Annotated in this window: 14 protein-coding genes; 7 read left to right on the top strand and 7 right to left on the bottom strand. The window is 58.0% G+C overall.

Annotated elements, in window-relative coordinates; genetic code table 11:
* Nucleotides 1–2: 2 nt before the first annotated feature.
* From TTER_RS10160 to TTER_RS10130, 7 genes are all read right to left on the bottom strand, one after another.
* The gene (locus tag TTER_RS10160) at nucleotides 3–857 is read right to left on the bottom strand and encodes a carbohydrate ABC transporter permease (RefSeq protein WP_012875936.1); all 855 of its coding nucleotides are present in this window, start codon (nucleotides 855–857) and stop codon (nucleotides 3–5) included.
* A gap of 4 nt (nucleotides 858–861) precedes the next feature.
* Nucleotides 862–1,821 carry a carbohydrate ABC transporter permease gene (locus TTER_RS10155; RefSeq protein WP_012875935.1) on the bottom strand — a complete coding sequence of 320 codons (960 nt, stop codon included), beginning with the start codon at nucleotides 1,819–1,821 and terminating at the stop codon, nucleotides 862–864.
* 60 nt (nucleotides 1,822–1,881) lie between these two features.
* Nucleotides 1,882–3,288, bottom strand: coding sequence for an ABC transporter substrate-binding protein (locus TTER_RS10150; protein ID WP_012875934.1), 1,407 nt, complete (start codon nucleotides 3,286–3,288; stop codon nucleotides 1,882–1,884).
* Nucleotides 3,289–3,370: 82 nt separating this feature from the next.
* Nucleotides 3,371–4,957: a glycoside hydrolase family 140 protein gene (locus tag TTER_RS15975; protein WP_012875933.1), complete on the bottom strand. Its 1,587-nt coding sequence runs from the start codon at nucleotides 4,955–4,957 to the stop codon at nucleotides 3,371–3,373.
* A complete protein-coding gene (locus tag TTER_RS10140; protein WP_041425425.1) occupies nucleotides 4,954–5,979 on the bottom strand; it encodes a Gfo/Idh/MocA family protein in 1,026 nt (341 codons plus the stop codon). The genes TTER_RS15975 and TTER_RS10140 overlap by 4 nt, the downstream gene beginning before the upstream one ends.
* Nucleotides 5,972–6,724: a FadR/GntR family transcriptional regulator gene (locus TTER_RS10135; protein ID WP_012875931.1), complete on the bottom strand. Its 753-nt coding sequence runs from the start codon at nucleotides 6,722–6,724 to the stop codon at nucleotides 5,972–5,974. Before TTER_RS10135 ends, TTER_RS10140 begins: the two co-directional genes overlap by 8 nt.
* Nucleotides 6,725–6,857: 133 nt before the next feature.
* Nucleotides 6,858–7,529, bottom strand: a complete 672-nt coding sequence (locus tag TTER_RS10130) for a calcium-binding protein (protein ID WP_169302678.1) — start codon at nucleotides 7,527–7,529, stop codon at nucleotides 6,858–6,860.
* Nucleotides 7,530–7,775: 246 nt separating this feature from the next.
* Here TTER_RS10130 and TTER_RS10125 point away from each other — a divergent pair, with 246 nt between their 5' ends.
* The 7 genes from TTER_RS10125 (at nucleotide 7,776) to TTER_RS10095 (ending at nucleotide 15,669) form a co-directional block, all read left to right on the top strand.
* Nucleotides 7,776–8,369: a GNAT family N-acetyltransferase gene (locus TTER_RS10125; RefSeq protein WP_012875929.1), complete on the top strand. Its 594-nt coding sequence runs from the start codon at nucleotides 7,776–7,778 to the stop codon at nucleotides 8,367–8,369.
* Nucleotides 8,370–8,407: 38 nt separating this feature from the next.
* On the top strand, nucleotides 8,408–9,934 hold the full coding sequence (locus TTER_RS14895) for a helix-turn-helix domain-containing protein (protein WP_012875928.1): 1,527 nt from the start codon (nucleotides 8,408–8,410) through the stop codon (nucleotides 9,932–9,934).
* A gap of 117 nt (nucleotides 9,935–10,051) precedes the next feature.
* Nucleotides 10,052–11,035: an ABC transporter permease gene (locus TTER_RS10115; RefSeq protein WP_012875927.1), complete on the top strand. Its 984-nt coding sequence runs from the start codon at nucleotides 10,052–10,054 to the stop codon at nucleotides 11,033–11,035.
* A gap of 22 nt (nucleotides 11,036–11,057) precedes the next feature.
* On the top strand, nucleotides 11,058–11,918 hold the full coding sequence (locus tag TTER_RS10110; protein ID WP_012875926.1) for a carbohydrate ABC transporter permease: 861 nt from the start codon (nucleotides 11,058–11,060) through the stop codon (nucleotides 11,916–11,918).
* Between the two features lie 13 nt (nucleotides 11,919–11,931).
* On the top strand, nucleotides 11,932–13,032 hold the full coding sequence (locus tag TTER_RS10105) for a substrate-binding domain-containing protein (protein WP_012875925.1): 1,101 nt from the start codon (nucleotides 11,932–11,934) through the stop codon (nucleotides 13,030–13,032).
* Between the two features lie 41 nt (nucleotides 13,033–13,073).
* Complete coding sequence (locus tag TTER_RS10100) at nucleotides 13,074–13,484, top strand: hypothetical protein (protein WP_012875924.1); 411 nt, start codon at nucleotides 13,074–13,076, stop codon at nucleotides 13,482–13,484.
* A 7-nt stretch (nucleotides 13,485–13,491) separates the two neighbouring features.
* Complete coding sequence (locus tag TTER_RS10095; protein ID WP_012875923.1) at nucleotides 13,492–15,669, top strand: hypothetical protein; 2,178 nt, start codon at nucleotides 13,492–13,494, stop codon at nucleotides 15,667–15,669.
* Nucleotides 15,670–15,675 lie beyond the last annotated feature (6 nt).

Here is a 15,675-nt window from a genome sequence, read left to right as displayed (position 1 = left end):
CTCTACTCCTTCAGCGCCCCTCCCGTCAAACCAGCCACCAGATACCTCTGAAACGCTAGAAACACCACTATGATCGGCAATATCGACAGCAATATCCCCGCGTTCAGATCGGTGATCTGCGACGAGTACTGCCCCTGGAAGTTGAGCAACCCCAAAGGCACCGTCCTCACACTCTCAGAGTTGAGCAGCACCAACGCTATCAGCAGCTCGTTCCAAGTGCTCACAAAATCTATGATGAACAGCGTGGCCAACGCCGGCTTGGCCAACGGCATCATGATCAACCAGAAGTTCCTCAGCTCCGTCGCCCCATCCAATCGGGCTGCCTCCAGCAGCTCCGTAGGTATCATCTTGAAGAAACCCCGCATCACGAAGATCTGCAACGGCAACCCAAAAGCTATGTACGGCGGAAACAACGACCACAGCGTGTTGGACAACCCCAGATGCCTGATCAAGATGAACACGGGCAACAGCGTCACATGTATCGGCACGGCCAACCCTATCAGAAACAATAGAAATATGCTGTTGTCCAGCGGAAACCTCATCTTCGCCAGCGGATACGCCGCCAACGACGCTATCAGTATCCCCAACGGCACCTTCAGAAAGGATACTATCAAGCTGTTGCGGTAATATACCTGAAAGTTGCCTATCTCCCAGGCGTCCAAAAGGTTGCGCCACTCAAATGAGTGCGGTATCGAAAACACCCCGTAGTTGAAAAAATCAGCCTCCGACCTGAACGCCGTTATCACCACTATCACAAACGGCGACAACCATACCACCCCAAGCAACCCAAGCACCAAGTACAACAACACCCTACCTAAACCCAGTGGTCTCCTCGACAAGCTCACTTCCACCGCCATCACACTACTCCTGCTGAGATCTGGCCATCAGCCGTATGTAAGGTATGGTCACCAGCAACGATATGGCCGCTATCACCCATGCTATCGCCGAACCATACCCGGCATGGTAATACTGAAACGTGTTGAAATACATCCACGTCGCCAACACCTGCGTCGTCTGCCCAGGTCCCCCATACGTCATGGCATAGATCAAGTCAAACACCCTGAAGGACGAGATCACAGCCAGCGTGATCACTATCACGTGCGTCTGACTAAGCCAAGGCAACGTGATGTGCCAAAACCTCTGCCAGGCATTGGCACCATCTATCGCCGCCGCCTCGTACTGCTCCTGGGGTATCACCTGCAGCCCTGCCAGGTAGAACATCATCGGCAACCCAATCCCCTGCCAGATCGCCGTCACCAACGTCGCAGGCAGCGCCGTGTCGTAGTCCGCCAGCCAACCATGCGCCAGACTGCCCAAACCTATGTGCCTCAGCATCTCGTTGATGAAGCCAAAGTTGGGATTGTAGATCCATCCCCAGATGGAGGCCACAGCCACCAACGGCAGCACCCCGGGAGCGTAGAACACCGCCCGAAATAGGTTGCGCCCTCTCAGAGGTTGGTTGAGCGCTACCGCCAAAGCTAACCCTCCGATCGTGGGCACCAGCAGCGTGACCACCGTCCATATGACGTTGTTCCTGAGAGCTAACCTGAAGACGGGATCCCCCCAAAGACTGATGTAGTTCTGCAAGCCTACGAACTTCTTCTGGGGAGACAGACCATCCCACTCGGTCAGACTCAGATACAACGAGTAGATCGCAGGGTACACCAGGAATGTCAGATATATGACCAGCGCCGGCAGCAGGAAAAGGTAAGGCGTCACGCTCACCCTCTTACGGAGAAAACGGGACATGTACGAAGCCCTGGAGACCTCACGCTCCGCCAGCCTCTCCCCTACTCCCTTGGAAACCTCAAGCAAGTCCATCTAACTCCCTCCGTAACATGCACATGCCTGGGGGCAGGTGTATGCTGCCCCCAGGCCAAGCTAACACATGCCGCATTTGCCAGGGTTCCGCGCCTTCCATTCCTCCGCAGCCTTCTGCATCTCCTTGGCCCCCTGCTCGGGAGTCATCCTGCCATCTATGATCGCATCCTGCACCCGGAAGTAGCTATCCATCAGCTCCTTGTAGAAAGCCTGGTCGGTGGGTGGATACGCCTCGTGGGTCGCTACCACCTGGTTCCACTCGTTGACCAATGGGTACTTCTTGGGATCCAGCTTGACGTTGGCCGTGGCGGTAGAGCCCGATATATCGTAGTACTTCTCCTGTATAGAGGGCTGTATGAACCAGTTGATGAACTCTGCCGCCTCATCCGGATGCTTCGAAGCTTTGGCTATCATTATCTGCTCAGGAAATGCGGATATCCTCTCAGGCTTGTGCCCCGTTGGTGGCACTATATACCCGTACTTGGTTATGTCCTGTCCTTGCTGCTTGATCACGGGAATGATCCAGCCACCCTCGAACACCATGGCTGCCTTGCCCTGGAACCAAGGTATGCGCGCATCATCGGGCGTCACAGCCATGAACCCCTCCGGTATCCAGCCATTACTGGCCCACTTGTTGAGCAGCTTGTACGCGTTGACTACCGCCGGGTCATCCCAGCTGGCTTCAAGCCTGTTCAGCTTGTCGTGCTTCTCGGGCCCAGCCTCCATCTCAATAAAATAGTCCAACAGCCTCATGACGTTCCAACCGTACTTGCCTCCCATCGACAAAGCCGCTATGTTGTGCTCCTTCAGCTTCTGGCATATCTGCTCCAACTCCTGATAGGTCTTGGGAGGCTGCAGCCCATACTTCTGGAATATATCCTTGCGGTACCAAAAACCCATGCCCTGATAGTGAATGGGAACACCATACAATGCGCCCTTTCTCTTGATCGCCTGTACAGCGTGTGGTATGAGCACCTTGTCCCACCCGTATCGCTTGTAGTACTGCTCCATCCTTATCACCTGGTTGGCGTCTATAAAAGGCGCCGCCAGGGAACCACCCCACATGAAGAACAGGTCGGGAGGGTTACCCCCAGCCATACCTGTCTTGAGTACATCCGGATACGTGGCCGCTCCGGTCCCCGCAACGGTCTCCTGCGTGATCTGTATGTTGGGATGCTGCTGCTCAAACTCCTTGATCGCCTGGTCCATCAGGGCTTTCCCAGAAGCATCTAGCCAGGTCATAAACCTCAGACGCACTGCCTCCCCAGATGTGGACCCACCTCCAGCAGTACCGGCAGTCGGCGAGGGACTAGCTCCACCACCCGTGGGGGATGGACTGGCTCCCCCTCCAGGCGCCGTCGTGGGCGTGGCCTGGTTGGCACCACATGCCGCCAGCGTTATACCAGCCGCAGCTAGTGCCGAGGCCCTGAGAAATTCTCTCCTGTTGATCTTGCCTCCTCTTGGCATCGATTATCCTCCTCCTAATAAAAACTCCTGCACCTAGATTCCACCCCAAAGTGATCACTACACTACCCTATAGCATCACCTCCTATCGACCGCTTGTGGAGAACCATACCCAGTCGTGGGGCCTGTCTGCCGGCCCGGACTGGGGAGCCACCCACCCGCCACTTGGAGAGGCCTCCGCGGCGAGCACCTCACCGGTGCGTGGGTCGTACCAGCATGGGTCTGCGGGCGGATTGACGCTCAACTTGAACTCTCCCCCTCGCGGCAGGTAGACCGCGAGCACGTCCCTCTCGGGGGAGGACAGTGCCAGGGGCTTGCCACCCTGCTCAGAGATATCGGATACCACCAGGGAGGCATCTGGCAAGAGACGGTGGAAGGGCACGACCTCCGTGAAGAACCTGCGCAGGTGCAGCAAGTACTCCAGCCCGGGCTGGTCCTCCTCCAGCACCATGAAAGGCCCCCAGGAGTTCTCGAACCCATGGATCACCCCTAGACCGCAGAAGGCTCCCCTCCAGGCGCCACGGCGGGTGTGCTCGGGATCGCAGAACTCGTGACCGGGAATATTTAAAGGTAGGGCGGGATTACGCTCGTAGCCGTACTCGGCGAACACGGCCGTGCCGTACCAGCCGCCCAGGGAGTAGGCTATCCTGTCCTCTATGCCGGCCGCCAGCCACGCATCGTCCCGGCCGGTGGTACCCCAGAACTGGAACATGATGGTATCTATCGCCTTGGGATCCGACCTGAACCTGTGGGCAAAGGGTGGATCCCAAGGTCCGTTGTGCAGCGATACGATGTGCCCGTGGGGGGCGTTGGCCCGCAGCCACCTGGCTATCCTGATCGCCCACCTGTCGGCCGTGGGCTTGTAGTGCCAGTCGCCGTTGGGGTAGAACTCGTACTCGTTCATGGGCGTCCAGAAGTAGACGCAGCTGTAGGCGTCGTACCTGGCTACCAGGTAGCGCATCCAGAGCTCCTCCCACTCGGCCACGAAGATGTGCCTGCTGTTGAAGGGGAACTCGAATCCCCAGGCCTCCATTATGACCTCGAGTCCGAGGCCCAGCTCCTCAACCTTGCGCACCACCCTATCAACGGTGGCGAAGTATTCGAGGTTGAACCGATCGAAGACTGGAGCCTGCTCGCTACCCTCCCAGGGCCAGGTGCGCCGCGTCTGCCACTCGCTGTACCCCTTGGGTGGGTGGAAAGGGCTGACCGGCACTCGGACCCTCAGGAGGTTGAATCCCTGGGATGCGCGCCGCTCAAGAAAGGCTTCCACGTCTGCCCCACAGTGGGCCATGCCGAACAGGTTGTAGACCGTATCTCCCAGGATGAACACCGGCTCACCCGACTCGTAGATGAAACCCCAAGCCTGCCCGGGAACGGACCGGAGAAAGCCTCGAGCCTCCCGCGGCAGGACCTCAAAAGTGCCCTCCGCCCTCAGCTCGGGATCCTCCGGGTAGGACTCCAGCCTGTAGGCCCAGCGACCCTCCTCGCCCGGGTTGAACCTCACCTTCCAGACGCCATCACCATCGTAGAAGCCAGGTACTCGCCACTCGCGCCCCGATGGGGAGATGAACCTGCCGATGACCTCGACGTCCACGAAGGGGTTCTCGTACTCACGAGTGCTCGTGACCTCCCACTCGCCCACAGTTCTGCGGGGCAAACTCCGTATGCTCACAGCCTGATTACCTCCTCCCTCTGCGCTGATTCGTAGGCGGCAAACACCAGCCGCACGGTCTTGATATTGTCCTCGGCATCGGTCTCGGCCCTGCGTTCTCCCCTTAGCGCGGCGAGGATATCGCGATGGCAATCCACGATGCTCGAGTGCACCAGTTCATAGGCAGGATCCACCCAGGAGTACCTCCTGGGTGGATACCTCTTGGAGTGAGTGCCCTCCTCCGTTGTGGCCCTCACCCAGTAATCAGGGCCCAGCTCGAGTGCGCCTGCATCCGCCTCCACCCGGATGTAAGTCTCGGGAAACCTCTCGTGCTCCAGCCTGCTGGCGTAGCTCAGCTCGCAGGTACACGTGAGGTCCCCTCTGGCCAGCACGATCGTGGCAACATCCTCCCCCTTGATGTCCCCATGGATCCGCTGGGCCCTGCAGTAGATGGAATCGAACTCTCCAAAAAGAAAGCGCGCCACGTCCAGCACGTGGCTGCCAACATCCGTGATGATGAACCTGTCCAGCTCCCTCAGGAAGGGCTGGTTGTCGAAGACCGGGAAGGAACAGTTGAACTCCAGCCTGCCCCTGAAAGGCTTCCCCACCATCCCGGAGGCGAGCAGCTGCTGGAGCTGCCTGATCGGCCTCTGCCACCTCCAGTTCTCGTGCACGATGAAGGGCACCCCTGCAGCACGTGCCCCCTCCACCATCCGCTCCGCGGACTCCAACGACGTGGACATCGGCTTCTGGCAGATCACGGGCACTCCACAAGCCACGGCAAGCCCCACAAGCTCCTCGTGGGTGTCGGGGCTGGTAATTATGTCCAAAGCATCCGGCCTGGCTTCCAGGAGCATCTTCTGCGGATCGTCGTACACCGCCCGTATACCGAAGCGCGACGCCAGCGACTCAGCCTTCGCACGGGTGCGGTTGTATATGGCGCACACCTCGACTTCCCCAAGCTCCAGCCAACCAGCTATCTGGTAGGCCGCCCAGAAGCCGGCACCTGCTACCGCGATCCTGAGCTTGTCCGAGCTAGCCATCTGCGTCACCGGCCATAGCCTCCCGCATGGTGGATTCGGCCTCGTCCATGTGCCTGTCCATAGCCCGCCGGGCGCCCTCTCGGTCGCCCCTCTGGACGTTCTGGTAGATATCTCGGTGGTAGGCCAGTGCCCTCTGAGGCGTGCCAGGCACCCTGAGGCCCAGCAACCTCACCTGGACCATCACCCCGGCTATGGACTCAAGGAGCACGAGGAACAGCTCGTTGTGCGTGGCCTGCGCCAAGGCGGAGTGGAACTGCACATCGAGCTCCACGAAGGCATCCGGGTCATCCAGGTGCTCCTCGGCCTGTGCCAATATCCGCTCCAGGGTACGCAGGTCCTCCTCGTCCCTGCGCTCGGCGGCAAGCCCAGCTATCTCAACCTCCAGCAGCCGCCTTACCTCCACCACCTTTCGGTAGTCAAACTTGCCGGAGCGCATCGAGAGGTACAGCTCCAGGTAGTCCGACAGGAAGCTGGTGGAGGGAGCGCGCACGATCGTGCCGCTGCCCGCGCGGACCTCGAGTATCCCCTTGGCCATGAGGGACCGGACGGCCTCCCTGATCACGGTGCGGCTGACGCCGAAGCGCTCTGCCAGATCACGCTCCGAGGGGAGTCGGTCGCCGGGCCTCAGGCGGTTTTGGACGATCACCTGCTGGATCTTCTGCCCGACCCTCTGTGCGAGGGTGGACTCTCGCTCCACGGCCTCGAACAGATCCAGAGACCTCGCATCGCTGTCCGAATGACTCACGATTACCTTTCACCTCCTATTACAGGCATGTGGCATACCACATACCTACAAACATTATATGAGCATCATCGGTATGAGTCAATAATATCAGCTGGGTAAATGCTTGAATATCTTGCAGGAGGCCGGGCTCATACTAATTTTCCCCCGTCAGGTAAAGCACCTGCATATCCTCGCAATCGTCTGCGATGAAGTCCTTACTGTCCCAAGTGTACACCGTATCGTAGCCCGGACCACAGTACACGTAGTCCTTAGAGGCATCCTTGTGGAGCATTATTTTATCATTGCCTTCCTGCCCATAGACCTTGTCCGCGCCAGCCGCAGGCAGGATAATATCGAAGCCCTCACCCGCTGTGATCACATCTGCACCAGGCCCGCCTACGATCACATCGTAGCCTTTACCACCCACCAAGGTATCTGCTCCCGGGCCTCCATAGATATAGTCTATACCCTTACCCCCGTAAGCCAGGTCGTTGCCATAGCTGCCATAGATAACGTCTAAATCGAACCCACCCCTCAGCACGTCCCTCCCTGGGCCTCCATTCAGCATATTATTTCCAGGACCGCCAACTAGATAGTCATTCCCCAAACTACCGTATATTCTGTCGTTCCCTGAACCACCGTATACCCTGTCGTTCCCCGGACCTCCATATAGATTATCGTTGCCAGCAAATCCGAACAGCCTATCGTCCCCTCGAGGACCGCGAAGCTCATCCCCTCTCGGCCTTCCAGATCTATCCCCTGGGCCAACTACCCCCTCGTAGGCGCGCACCACCGAGGCACTAGTGATGCACAGCAGCAATAACACACACAACAACCTTTTTGCATAGACACTAATTGTTAGGCTCATATGTATCACAAAAGCAAATATATCTATTACAGTATACAATAAGAGTGTAATTAAATACATACATTTTTTAACTTAATTTAAAAGGCCAAAGCAATATACAAATTAATTTTGATCATACGTGTATGTGTACGGCTAGGACGTGGAAGTGTATGTTGTGAGCAGAGGAGTGTATATAATTGACCAATATCGATTAGGAGGCCATGATTGCAAAGACAATTCGTAGTGGTACCCACTAAGCTGCGGGGTGACACCCTGCTGCTGGAGCCCCTGGATGAGCGCCACGCTCCCGATCTGCTCGCGCACTGCGACCTGACGTCCCTAGCCTACATGCGCAACAAGCCGCAGGAGCTCACCCCGGAGGCGATGGAGCGCTACATAGAGAGCCTCAAGAGCACCCCGGCGATGGTGCCCTTCGCTATCGTCCTGCTCGCGACGGGGCAGGCCGTGGGGGTGACCACCTACATGCACATCAGGCCCGCGGACCGTGGGCTCGAGATAGGGTCGACCTGGATCTCCCCTCGGTACTGGGGCACGCGCGTCAACCCAGAGAGCAAGTACCTGCTCCTAGAGCACGCGTTCGACCGCCTGGGAGCTATCAGGGTGGAGCTGCGCACCGACTCCCGCAACGTCCGTAGCCAGAGGGCGATCGAGAAGCTGGGAGCCGTCCGTGAGGGCGTGCTCCGGCGACACATGATCATGCCCGACGGCTACGTGCGGGACACGGTCGTGTACGCCATCACGGACCAGGACTGGCCACGGATCAAAGCCCGTCTGCAGGAGAGGCTTGAGACATCCTGAAAAGATGTTGCCTGCCCCCTCGATGGATGCTACAACTTATGTTAGGGAGGATGCAGGCGTATGGCTACGATACGGCGACTAACATCCCCGAGGGCCGACAAGAACCTGGCTCTGCTGCCCGGGGTCAGGATCAGGCTTCCGTGATCGATCCCTGTGGCGGTGGTGCGCGTAATCCCAAGGTGTTGCTCAACGATAGCGCCCATCGGCTACATGGTAAACCCCTGGCGGAGTTCAGCGGCACCAACACCTTCGACACTTTCAATGGCTGGAACGACTCCCAGGGACCAGACTGGTACTGCATCACCTTCCCCCACCCCGTAGAGTGCAACTGCATAGAGATGACGATGGGATTCCCCTATAGAGATGGCGGATGGTGGACGACGCTTGGCGTGGAGTTTAGGCGGGACCATCGGGCCCCATGGCTGCCGGTAAATAATCTAACGATCACCCCAAGCTATGACTTCGAGGACCACAGGGGAGAGCGCCGCCCGTTCGAGACCTACGCTCTCACTTTTGATCCGGTGCGCGTCCAGTCTTTGAGGGTTATAGGCATGCCTGGTGGCATCGCACAATTTACCTCTCTTGCCAGGCTGGCCGTATACGAGCGGGACCTGTCCAGGTGGAACCCCATGGAGCTTCCCGGGCCGCCACTCCCCGACGTGTTCGAGCTCATAGATTCGGCCATAGTCTGGGACATCTCCGAAAGCATGAAGAAGCTCTGCGGGCTGGACGTTGCCCTCCCGCTGATGGAGTACTACCTGGACGAAGCCCGGTTCTCTCAGTTCTGGGAACGGATCAGGCATAACTACGAGGGGGAACCCGAGCTCTGGTTCCTGGTGGGCAACGTGTTAGGTTGGAGGACGTGGAACCGCAGGACGCCGGCCGTAGCGCGCGTCAGCAGGACCAACCGCACCGAGCCTTACATCCACAGGACTTTCCACAACACCCTCGGGCAGGCCAGGGCGCCCGTCGTCGTGGACGGCCACCCAGTAGGAGAGGTGATGACCCAGTACGTGATCCTGGAGGACGCCTTCGACCTGGATTGGCACAAGCGCTGGGCGGCCAAGCACGGCATTCCCTGGCGAGATTACCAGGCAGCGATAGAGAGATCACCGCACAAGACCACATCCCAGATGGAAGGGGCGGCAACGCTGCTGGGCACGATAGCTAACACCATCGCCAGCCTCGCGCAGCATATCAGCCGGGTCAGCATCCTGGAGGATGACCACACGCGTTGGAAGCGAGAGCTGGTCCAGCGCGCCATAGACCTCATGGAAGAGCGTCTCGAGAGGCAGGTAACGGTGTCGCAGGTAGCACATGAGGTCGGGCTGAGCATGCCCTACTTCTGCCGTATATTCACAGAGCAGACCGGCATGCCCCCCAGCGAGTACCTCATAAACCTCAGGCTGTCCAGAGCACAGGAGTACCTGCGCTACACGGACCTCACCGTAAGCGAGGTAGCCCACCTGCTGGGCTACGATACTAGCTACTTCTCCCGCCTCTTCAAGCAGCGCACAGGTCGCACCCCCGGCGACTACGCCCTCCAGCACCGCTCGCACCACTAGCTTATTTCACCACTTGTTAAAAAAAGTCAACCAATTGTTTCACAAAGGCCATTGTCACCTCATCTAACCGGGGTTAGCTTGTTAAACCAAGATAGTCAAACAGGTGCGGAGGAGATCATGAACGTTACGACCGGCGGGACTGATCGGCTGGAGACGCTGGGCGTTGGCGTCTCCGCCGAAAGCGGCGCGACGACCGGCAAGACCACATGGCAGACTTTTCGGAGGAGCTGGCCCCTGTATACTATGCTCCTACCAGCCTTACTCGCCGTGCTCATATTCAGCTATGGGCCTATGTTCGGCATAGTGGTAGCCTTCCAGGATTACGATCCCTTTCTAGGGTTCCTGCGTAGCCCTTGGGTGGGTTTTGCTAACTTCGAGAGGATCTTCAGCGACCCGTTCTTCATGGCAGCGCTACGCAACTCGGTAACCATCAGCTTTCTCAAGTTATTGTTTGGTTTCCCCTCGGCAGTGATACTTGCTTTGTTGCTCAACGAGTTACATTACCGATGGTTCAAGCGAATCATACAAACTTCTTCTCTGCTCCCATACTTCGTGTCCTGGGTGGTAGTAGCAGCTATATTCGCCGAGCTTCTATCCCCAGATGGCCCAGTGAACGGTATCTTGCACAAACTCCTTGGCATCAAGCCATTGCTATTCCTCACAGACCCAATCCTCTTCCTATGGACGATGATCTTTCAGGATGTGTGGAAGGGCATAGGGTTTGGGGCACTACTTTACTTAGCGGCTATAGCTGCAATAGATCCTACACTATACGAAGCAGCCATCGTGGACGGTGCCAACCGATGGCAACAGATGTGGTACGTCACTCTGCCCGGGATAGCACAGACAATGGTGGTGCTATTCGTCCTAGCTTGTGGCAGCCTGATAAACGCCGGCTTTGAGCAGATAATCGTGCAGTATAGTCCTTCAGTGTATTCCACAGCTGACATACTGGAAACTTTGACTTACCGACTAGGCCTTGGACAGGCAGAGTTTGGCTTAGCAGCAGCTGTCGGATTGTTCCAAGCAGTTGTGGGGTTCTCTCTGCTACTAGTGTCCAACCTAATAGTCAGAAAGCTCTCCAATCGGAGCCTCTTCTAGTTACAACTGGAGGATAATAACAATGCTCGCGATTACAAGACGCATTAGTTTGGATCAGATACTGATAATATTGATGCTATTGTTACTCTTAGTAGTGACTGCTTACCCGTTCCTTTACATCCTATTCATCTCGGTAATGCCCTATACCAATTACATGAGTCAGCCATTCCACCTGCTACCTTCTGGTTTTACCTTAGATTACTACCGTATTATTCTGGCCACACCAGCACTGCTGCATGGGTTCCAGATATCAGTACTCAAGACGGTTGTAGGCACCTTGCTGAACGTCCTGGTTACTATGATGGCAGCCTGGACACTCTCCAGAGCTCACCTACCTTTTCGCAGGTCCCTGATCATATTCTTTGCCATACCTCTATTCTTTGGCGGAGGCATCATACCATTCTTCCTGGTGGTGCATGCCCTGGGGCTGCTCGACACCTTCTGGGCGCTCATACTGCCTGGGTTAGTTTCTCCATTTCTTGTCTTCCTTGCCATGGCCTACCTGAGGGAGTACCCACAGGAGGTAGTTGAAGCTGCGCTGGTTGACGGTGCGGGACAGTTTACGGTGTTTTGGCGAATAGTGATGCCTACATCACAGCCCATCATAGCGACCCTAGCTATGTTGTACGGACTGGGACACTGGAACGATTACTTCTGGCCAAGTGTCTTAGTACAGGACAACCTCTACCCAGCGACCGTGATACTGCGCAACGGCATCTCAGGGCAATTGCAGCTCCAGCAGCTGGGAGTGAACGTATCCCTTGTGCCACAATCAGTCTTCTCTGCAATGGCTGTATTGCTGATAGTACCGCCGTTACTACTTTACCCGTTCCTTCAGCGGTACGTGGTTAGAGGCATTCTCATAGGTTCAATAAAAGGCTAAGGAGGAGGAAGCCATGCAAGACCAACACAATACACCCAAGATGACCAGACGGCAGATATTGAGAATGGGCGCGGCGGCGGGGCTTGCCCTGACGCTTGGGGGGACCTACGGCTGCGCCAGGAACGCTAGCAGCAGCGGCGTCACCATCTGGACGCCCCTTACCGTGGTCGGAGACAACGACCCCATCCTGCAGGCCATAGAGAAAGCGACCGGAGTGCAGATCAAGCTCCAACAGATCGAAGGTTCGGTATACGGTCAGCGGCTCAATGCTAGCATAGCCACTGGAAAGATACCAGATATTATGGCGCTTCAGCCAGCCGCTCCCGATCTACTGGAGAAGTGGGCCACCGAGGGCGTGATCGCAGCTTTCGAAGGCAAGGTCGCGGACGCGGCCCCAAACGTCATAAAAGAGTACATCGAACAACCTGCGCTAGCCGAGCTGAAGATTAACGGTAAGATCTACCAACAGCCGATATTCTGGGGTAAAGGTACTTACCCCAACTTTGGGTTGATACATGTACGTAAAGACCTGCTGGATAAATACGGCATGGCCCCACCGGACACCTTCGACGAGTTGTTCAAGTTCCTCAAGGCAGCCATCGATCGAGGTGAGAAGGGAGTGCTATTCAATGGCTCAGGTGGAGTTAACGGCCTGTTGAGCGCCTTTGCAGGCGCCTACGGTATCCCCTACACTGGCTGGGTCAAGGTGGGAGACCACTGGGAGTACGCGGCCATACAGCCACAGATGAAGGAGGCGCTGTTGCTGTTCCGCAAGATGGTGGTCTCTGGACTAGTGAACCCAGTATCCTGGTCCACAGGCAGCGGAGCAACCACGGCACGTGACCTGTACGTATCTGGCCAAGGGGCTGCCTTGATATTCAATGGCGGTGGTCACGTGGGACGCATCCAGAACGACATGGATCTGGGCGGCAAGGGCTACAAGGAGTGGTTACTGCCAGCGCCCACCAACAATGCGGGACATCGAGGCTATACTAGCGAGCCCCAGTACGCCGGCACAACCATCCTGGGCAATCTCAGAGGTAATAACCCTGTGGGGGCCGCTAAGGTTATCAACTACCTGCTAAGCAAGAGGGTATCAAGCTCACTGTACTAGGCATCTCAGGCAGGGACTACAAGGAGGAGAACGGCAAGATCGTGTTCCTGCCGCAGCGCACGAAGGATGGTTTCCCCAAGAACTTGGGCGATACCGGCGCACATCCCTTGGCATCTGGCATAGTAACCTGGGTGCCACAAGAGTGGCAAGACTTCCAGTTGCTCTACGGTAAGAGTGAGGAATTCAAGCGGTGGTACAAACAGATGTGGCAGAACCAGGGCAAGTACCAGATACCAAGCCATGGCCAGAGCGTTACGACTCCCAAGTGGGGCAAGTTCGTCAACACCGGCAACGACCTACAGACACGAGCATTTCTCAAAATTGTCAAGGATAGTTCCGAGAAATCTGCGGCAGCGGCTTTCGATGAGTTCGTGAGGCAATGGAAGTCATCCGGAGGTGAGGCGGCTTCGGCGGAGATGAGCGACAAGCTTGCGAGCATATATAAGGAGTAAGAACCGCATGGCATCAGTGGACACGCTCTCGGCCCTTGGGGCACACCCTCAGTGGCTACCTCCCAGGTCGGACTGCAGGGTGTTCCTGGGGCGGCCTGGAGCTCCTGAGGCGACCAAGACGGTGGTGGAGCCCGGCAACAGCTTCTCACCCGGGATGTATACTTTTGGCGTCACCTGGTGGCTCAGGCTGCACACGGGCTCCAGTGGAGCGACGTTCTTCGCTCCGGAGCGGGCTCCTCTGGAGAAGCTCCGGTGGCGCTGGGAGGAGGGGTTCCTACCACTGCTGCACTGCGACGTGCAACTGGATGACCTCAGCATTCGTCACTCGCTCCTGCAGCCGGCCGGGGAGGATGCACCAGCGGTGGACGCCACTGTCCAGTTGGTCAACACTGGGGCGCAGGCAGTGCGCCTCGAGCTGTTCCTGGCGCTGCGATCCCTGGGCCCGGCAGGCGGCCCGGTAGGCTACATAGCGCTTGGTGATGAGGGCACGGCGTGCGTCGACCGGGATGGCAGAGTTCTCCTGTCGGTGTCAAGCCCCCCAGATGCCGCCGGGTGCGGTGTGGGGGACCCATCCCCGTTGGCGATGAGGGGTGAGGTGCCACCTACCACCAAAGCCGCTGACGACGGTGGGTGGTGCTACGCACTCCTCAAGTACGAGCTACTGCTCGGCTCGGGAGACAGGTGGCAGCTCCAGCTGCGGTGCCCCCTACAGCCGAGAAGCGCCCTCAGGGCAGACATGCCATCCAAGGGGACGACACTTCCAGACGGCTGGGAAGCAAGAAGGCAAGCTCATCTGGACTGGTGGAGAAGCAGGCTTGAGACCTTGCGGGTAGATGTCCCGGACGCAAGGTTCAGGGAGGCCTTCCACGCCGGCTTGGTACATATGCTGACAGCGATGGTGGGCGATCAGGTGCGCATCTCGCCGCTCTTCTACCCACTGCCCTGGCTAAGGGATGGTGTGTTCATCATGCGCTGCCTAGACCTGGCGGGCATGCACGACATCGCCTGGGAAGCCACGGAGTTCTGCAGCAGACACGACTTCTTCGGCGGGTTTGGAGCCGAGGGCGACGCTCCCGGTCAGGGTATATGGGCCATCGTGCAGCACTACAGGCTCACGCACGACCTGGAATGGCTGCGCGCTCAGTATCCAGCCATCAGGCGGAAGGTGGAATGGCTCCTGAGGATGCGCCGGGCTGACACCCCGATCAGGGTAACCACCGATACCCCAGTGCTGGCCAAGATGCAGGCGGAGGCACACCTCGGGGTGATATGCCTGCCAGCAGCTCACGGCCTCATCATGGGCAACATGGATCACGCAGTCTCCTACTCCATCGGCTGGGTGAACCACTGGGCCATCTGCGGTCTGAGGGAGGCAGCGTACGCTGCCTCCGAGCTGGGACAGAGGGAAGACGCATCTACCTGGAAGTTAGAGGCCGAACAGCTCTGGGCATCCCTGCAGAAATACGCCGAGGAGCATCCCGAGCTGCTCACCATGGAGCGCACCCTCAACAGCATGCTCTGGCCCTGCCACGTGTGGGAGGGCCATGCAGCGCGTCAGCAGGCTGCCGAGGCGATCGATGCCTATTGGAGGAGGGTCCGGACGGCCGAGGACGGCAGCTACCTACCTGAGCCCTACTGGCTCTACTTTGAGGCGGCTCAGGCCCACAACGCCCTGCTCCTGGGGCAGAGAGAGAAAGCCTGGCAAGTGCTGGACTACAGGCTGAGCCACCAGGACCTGCCAGGGCTCTACGGCTGGCGGGAGGGAGGAGAAGGCGTCGGCACGGAGAACGCTACGGATGGCGTCACGCTCATCCCCCATCTGCGGGGGTGCCAAAGGGTGGACAGCATAGCCCCCCATGGGTGGACACAGGCTGAGTTGTGGCTGCTCCAGAGGGCAATGCTCCTGGAGGAGATGGAGGCAGAGCTGCTGCTGTTCGCGGGTGTACCCCGCGGATGGCTCCAACCTGGTGGTAGAGTCTCCTTCCATGACCTACCCTCCTGGTACGGGAGGGTGAGCGCGGAGCTAGAGGTCCAGCCAGATGGGCGATCGGTGCACATCAAAGTCCGAGGCGCGGATGCCCACACCAGGGTGAGGATCAGCTTACCAGGCGCGGAGGCTGTGCTGGAGAGCCCGGGACGTGACGAGGAACTGCGAACGGTCATCCCGATGCAAGATCAACCCTAAGGAGAG

The organism is Thermobaculum terrenum ATCC BAA-798, from assembly GCF_000025005.1.
GTDB classification, from domain to species: Bacteria; Chloroflexota; Chloroflexia; order Thermobaculales; family Thermobaculaceae; genus Thermobaculum; species Thermobaculum terrenum.
Note: the sequence above shows the minus strand (reverse complement) of the source record. Positions and strands in the feature narration are given on the sequence as shown.

Bases quoted from the DNA above. Each gene is read 5' to 3' on its own strand.
- TTER_RS10105 (WP_012875925.1), top strand. From the start codon at position 11,932: ATGCAAGACCAACACAATACACCCAAGATGACCAGACGGCAGATATTG.
- TTER_RS10160 (WP_012875936.1), bottom strand. From the start codon at position 857: ATGGCGGTGGAAGTGAGCTTGTCGAGGAGACCACTGGGTTTAGGTAGG.
- TTER_RS14895 (WP_012875928.1), top strand. From the start codon at position 8,408: ATGTTAGGGAGGATGCAGGCGTATGGCTACGATACGGCGACTAACATC.
- TTER_RS10110 (WP_012875926.1), top strand. From the start codon at position 11,058: ATGCTCGCGATTACAAGACGCATTAGTTTGGATCAGATACTGATAATA.
- TTER_RS10155 (WP_012875935.1), bottom strand. From the start codon at position 1,821: ATGGACTTGCTTGAGGTTTCCAAGGGAGTAGGGGAGAGGCTGGCGGAG.
- TTER_RS10095 (WP_012875923.1), top strand. From the start codon at position 13,492: ATGGCATCAGTGGACACGCTCTCGGCCCTTGGGGCACACCCTCAGTGG.
- TTER_RS10115 (WP_012875927.1), top strand. From the start codon at position 10,052: ATGAACGTTACGACCGGCGGGACTGATCGGCTGGAGACGCTGGGCGTT.
- TTER_RS10140 (WP_041425425.1), bottom strand. From the start codon at position 5,979: ATGGCTAGCTCGGACAAGCTCAGGATCGCGGTAGCAGGTGCCGGCTTC.
- TTER_RS10150 (WP_012875934.1), bottom strand. From the start codon at position 3,288: ATGCCAAGAGGAGGCAAGATCAACAGGAGAGAATTTCTCAGGGCCTCG.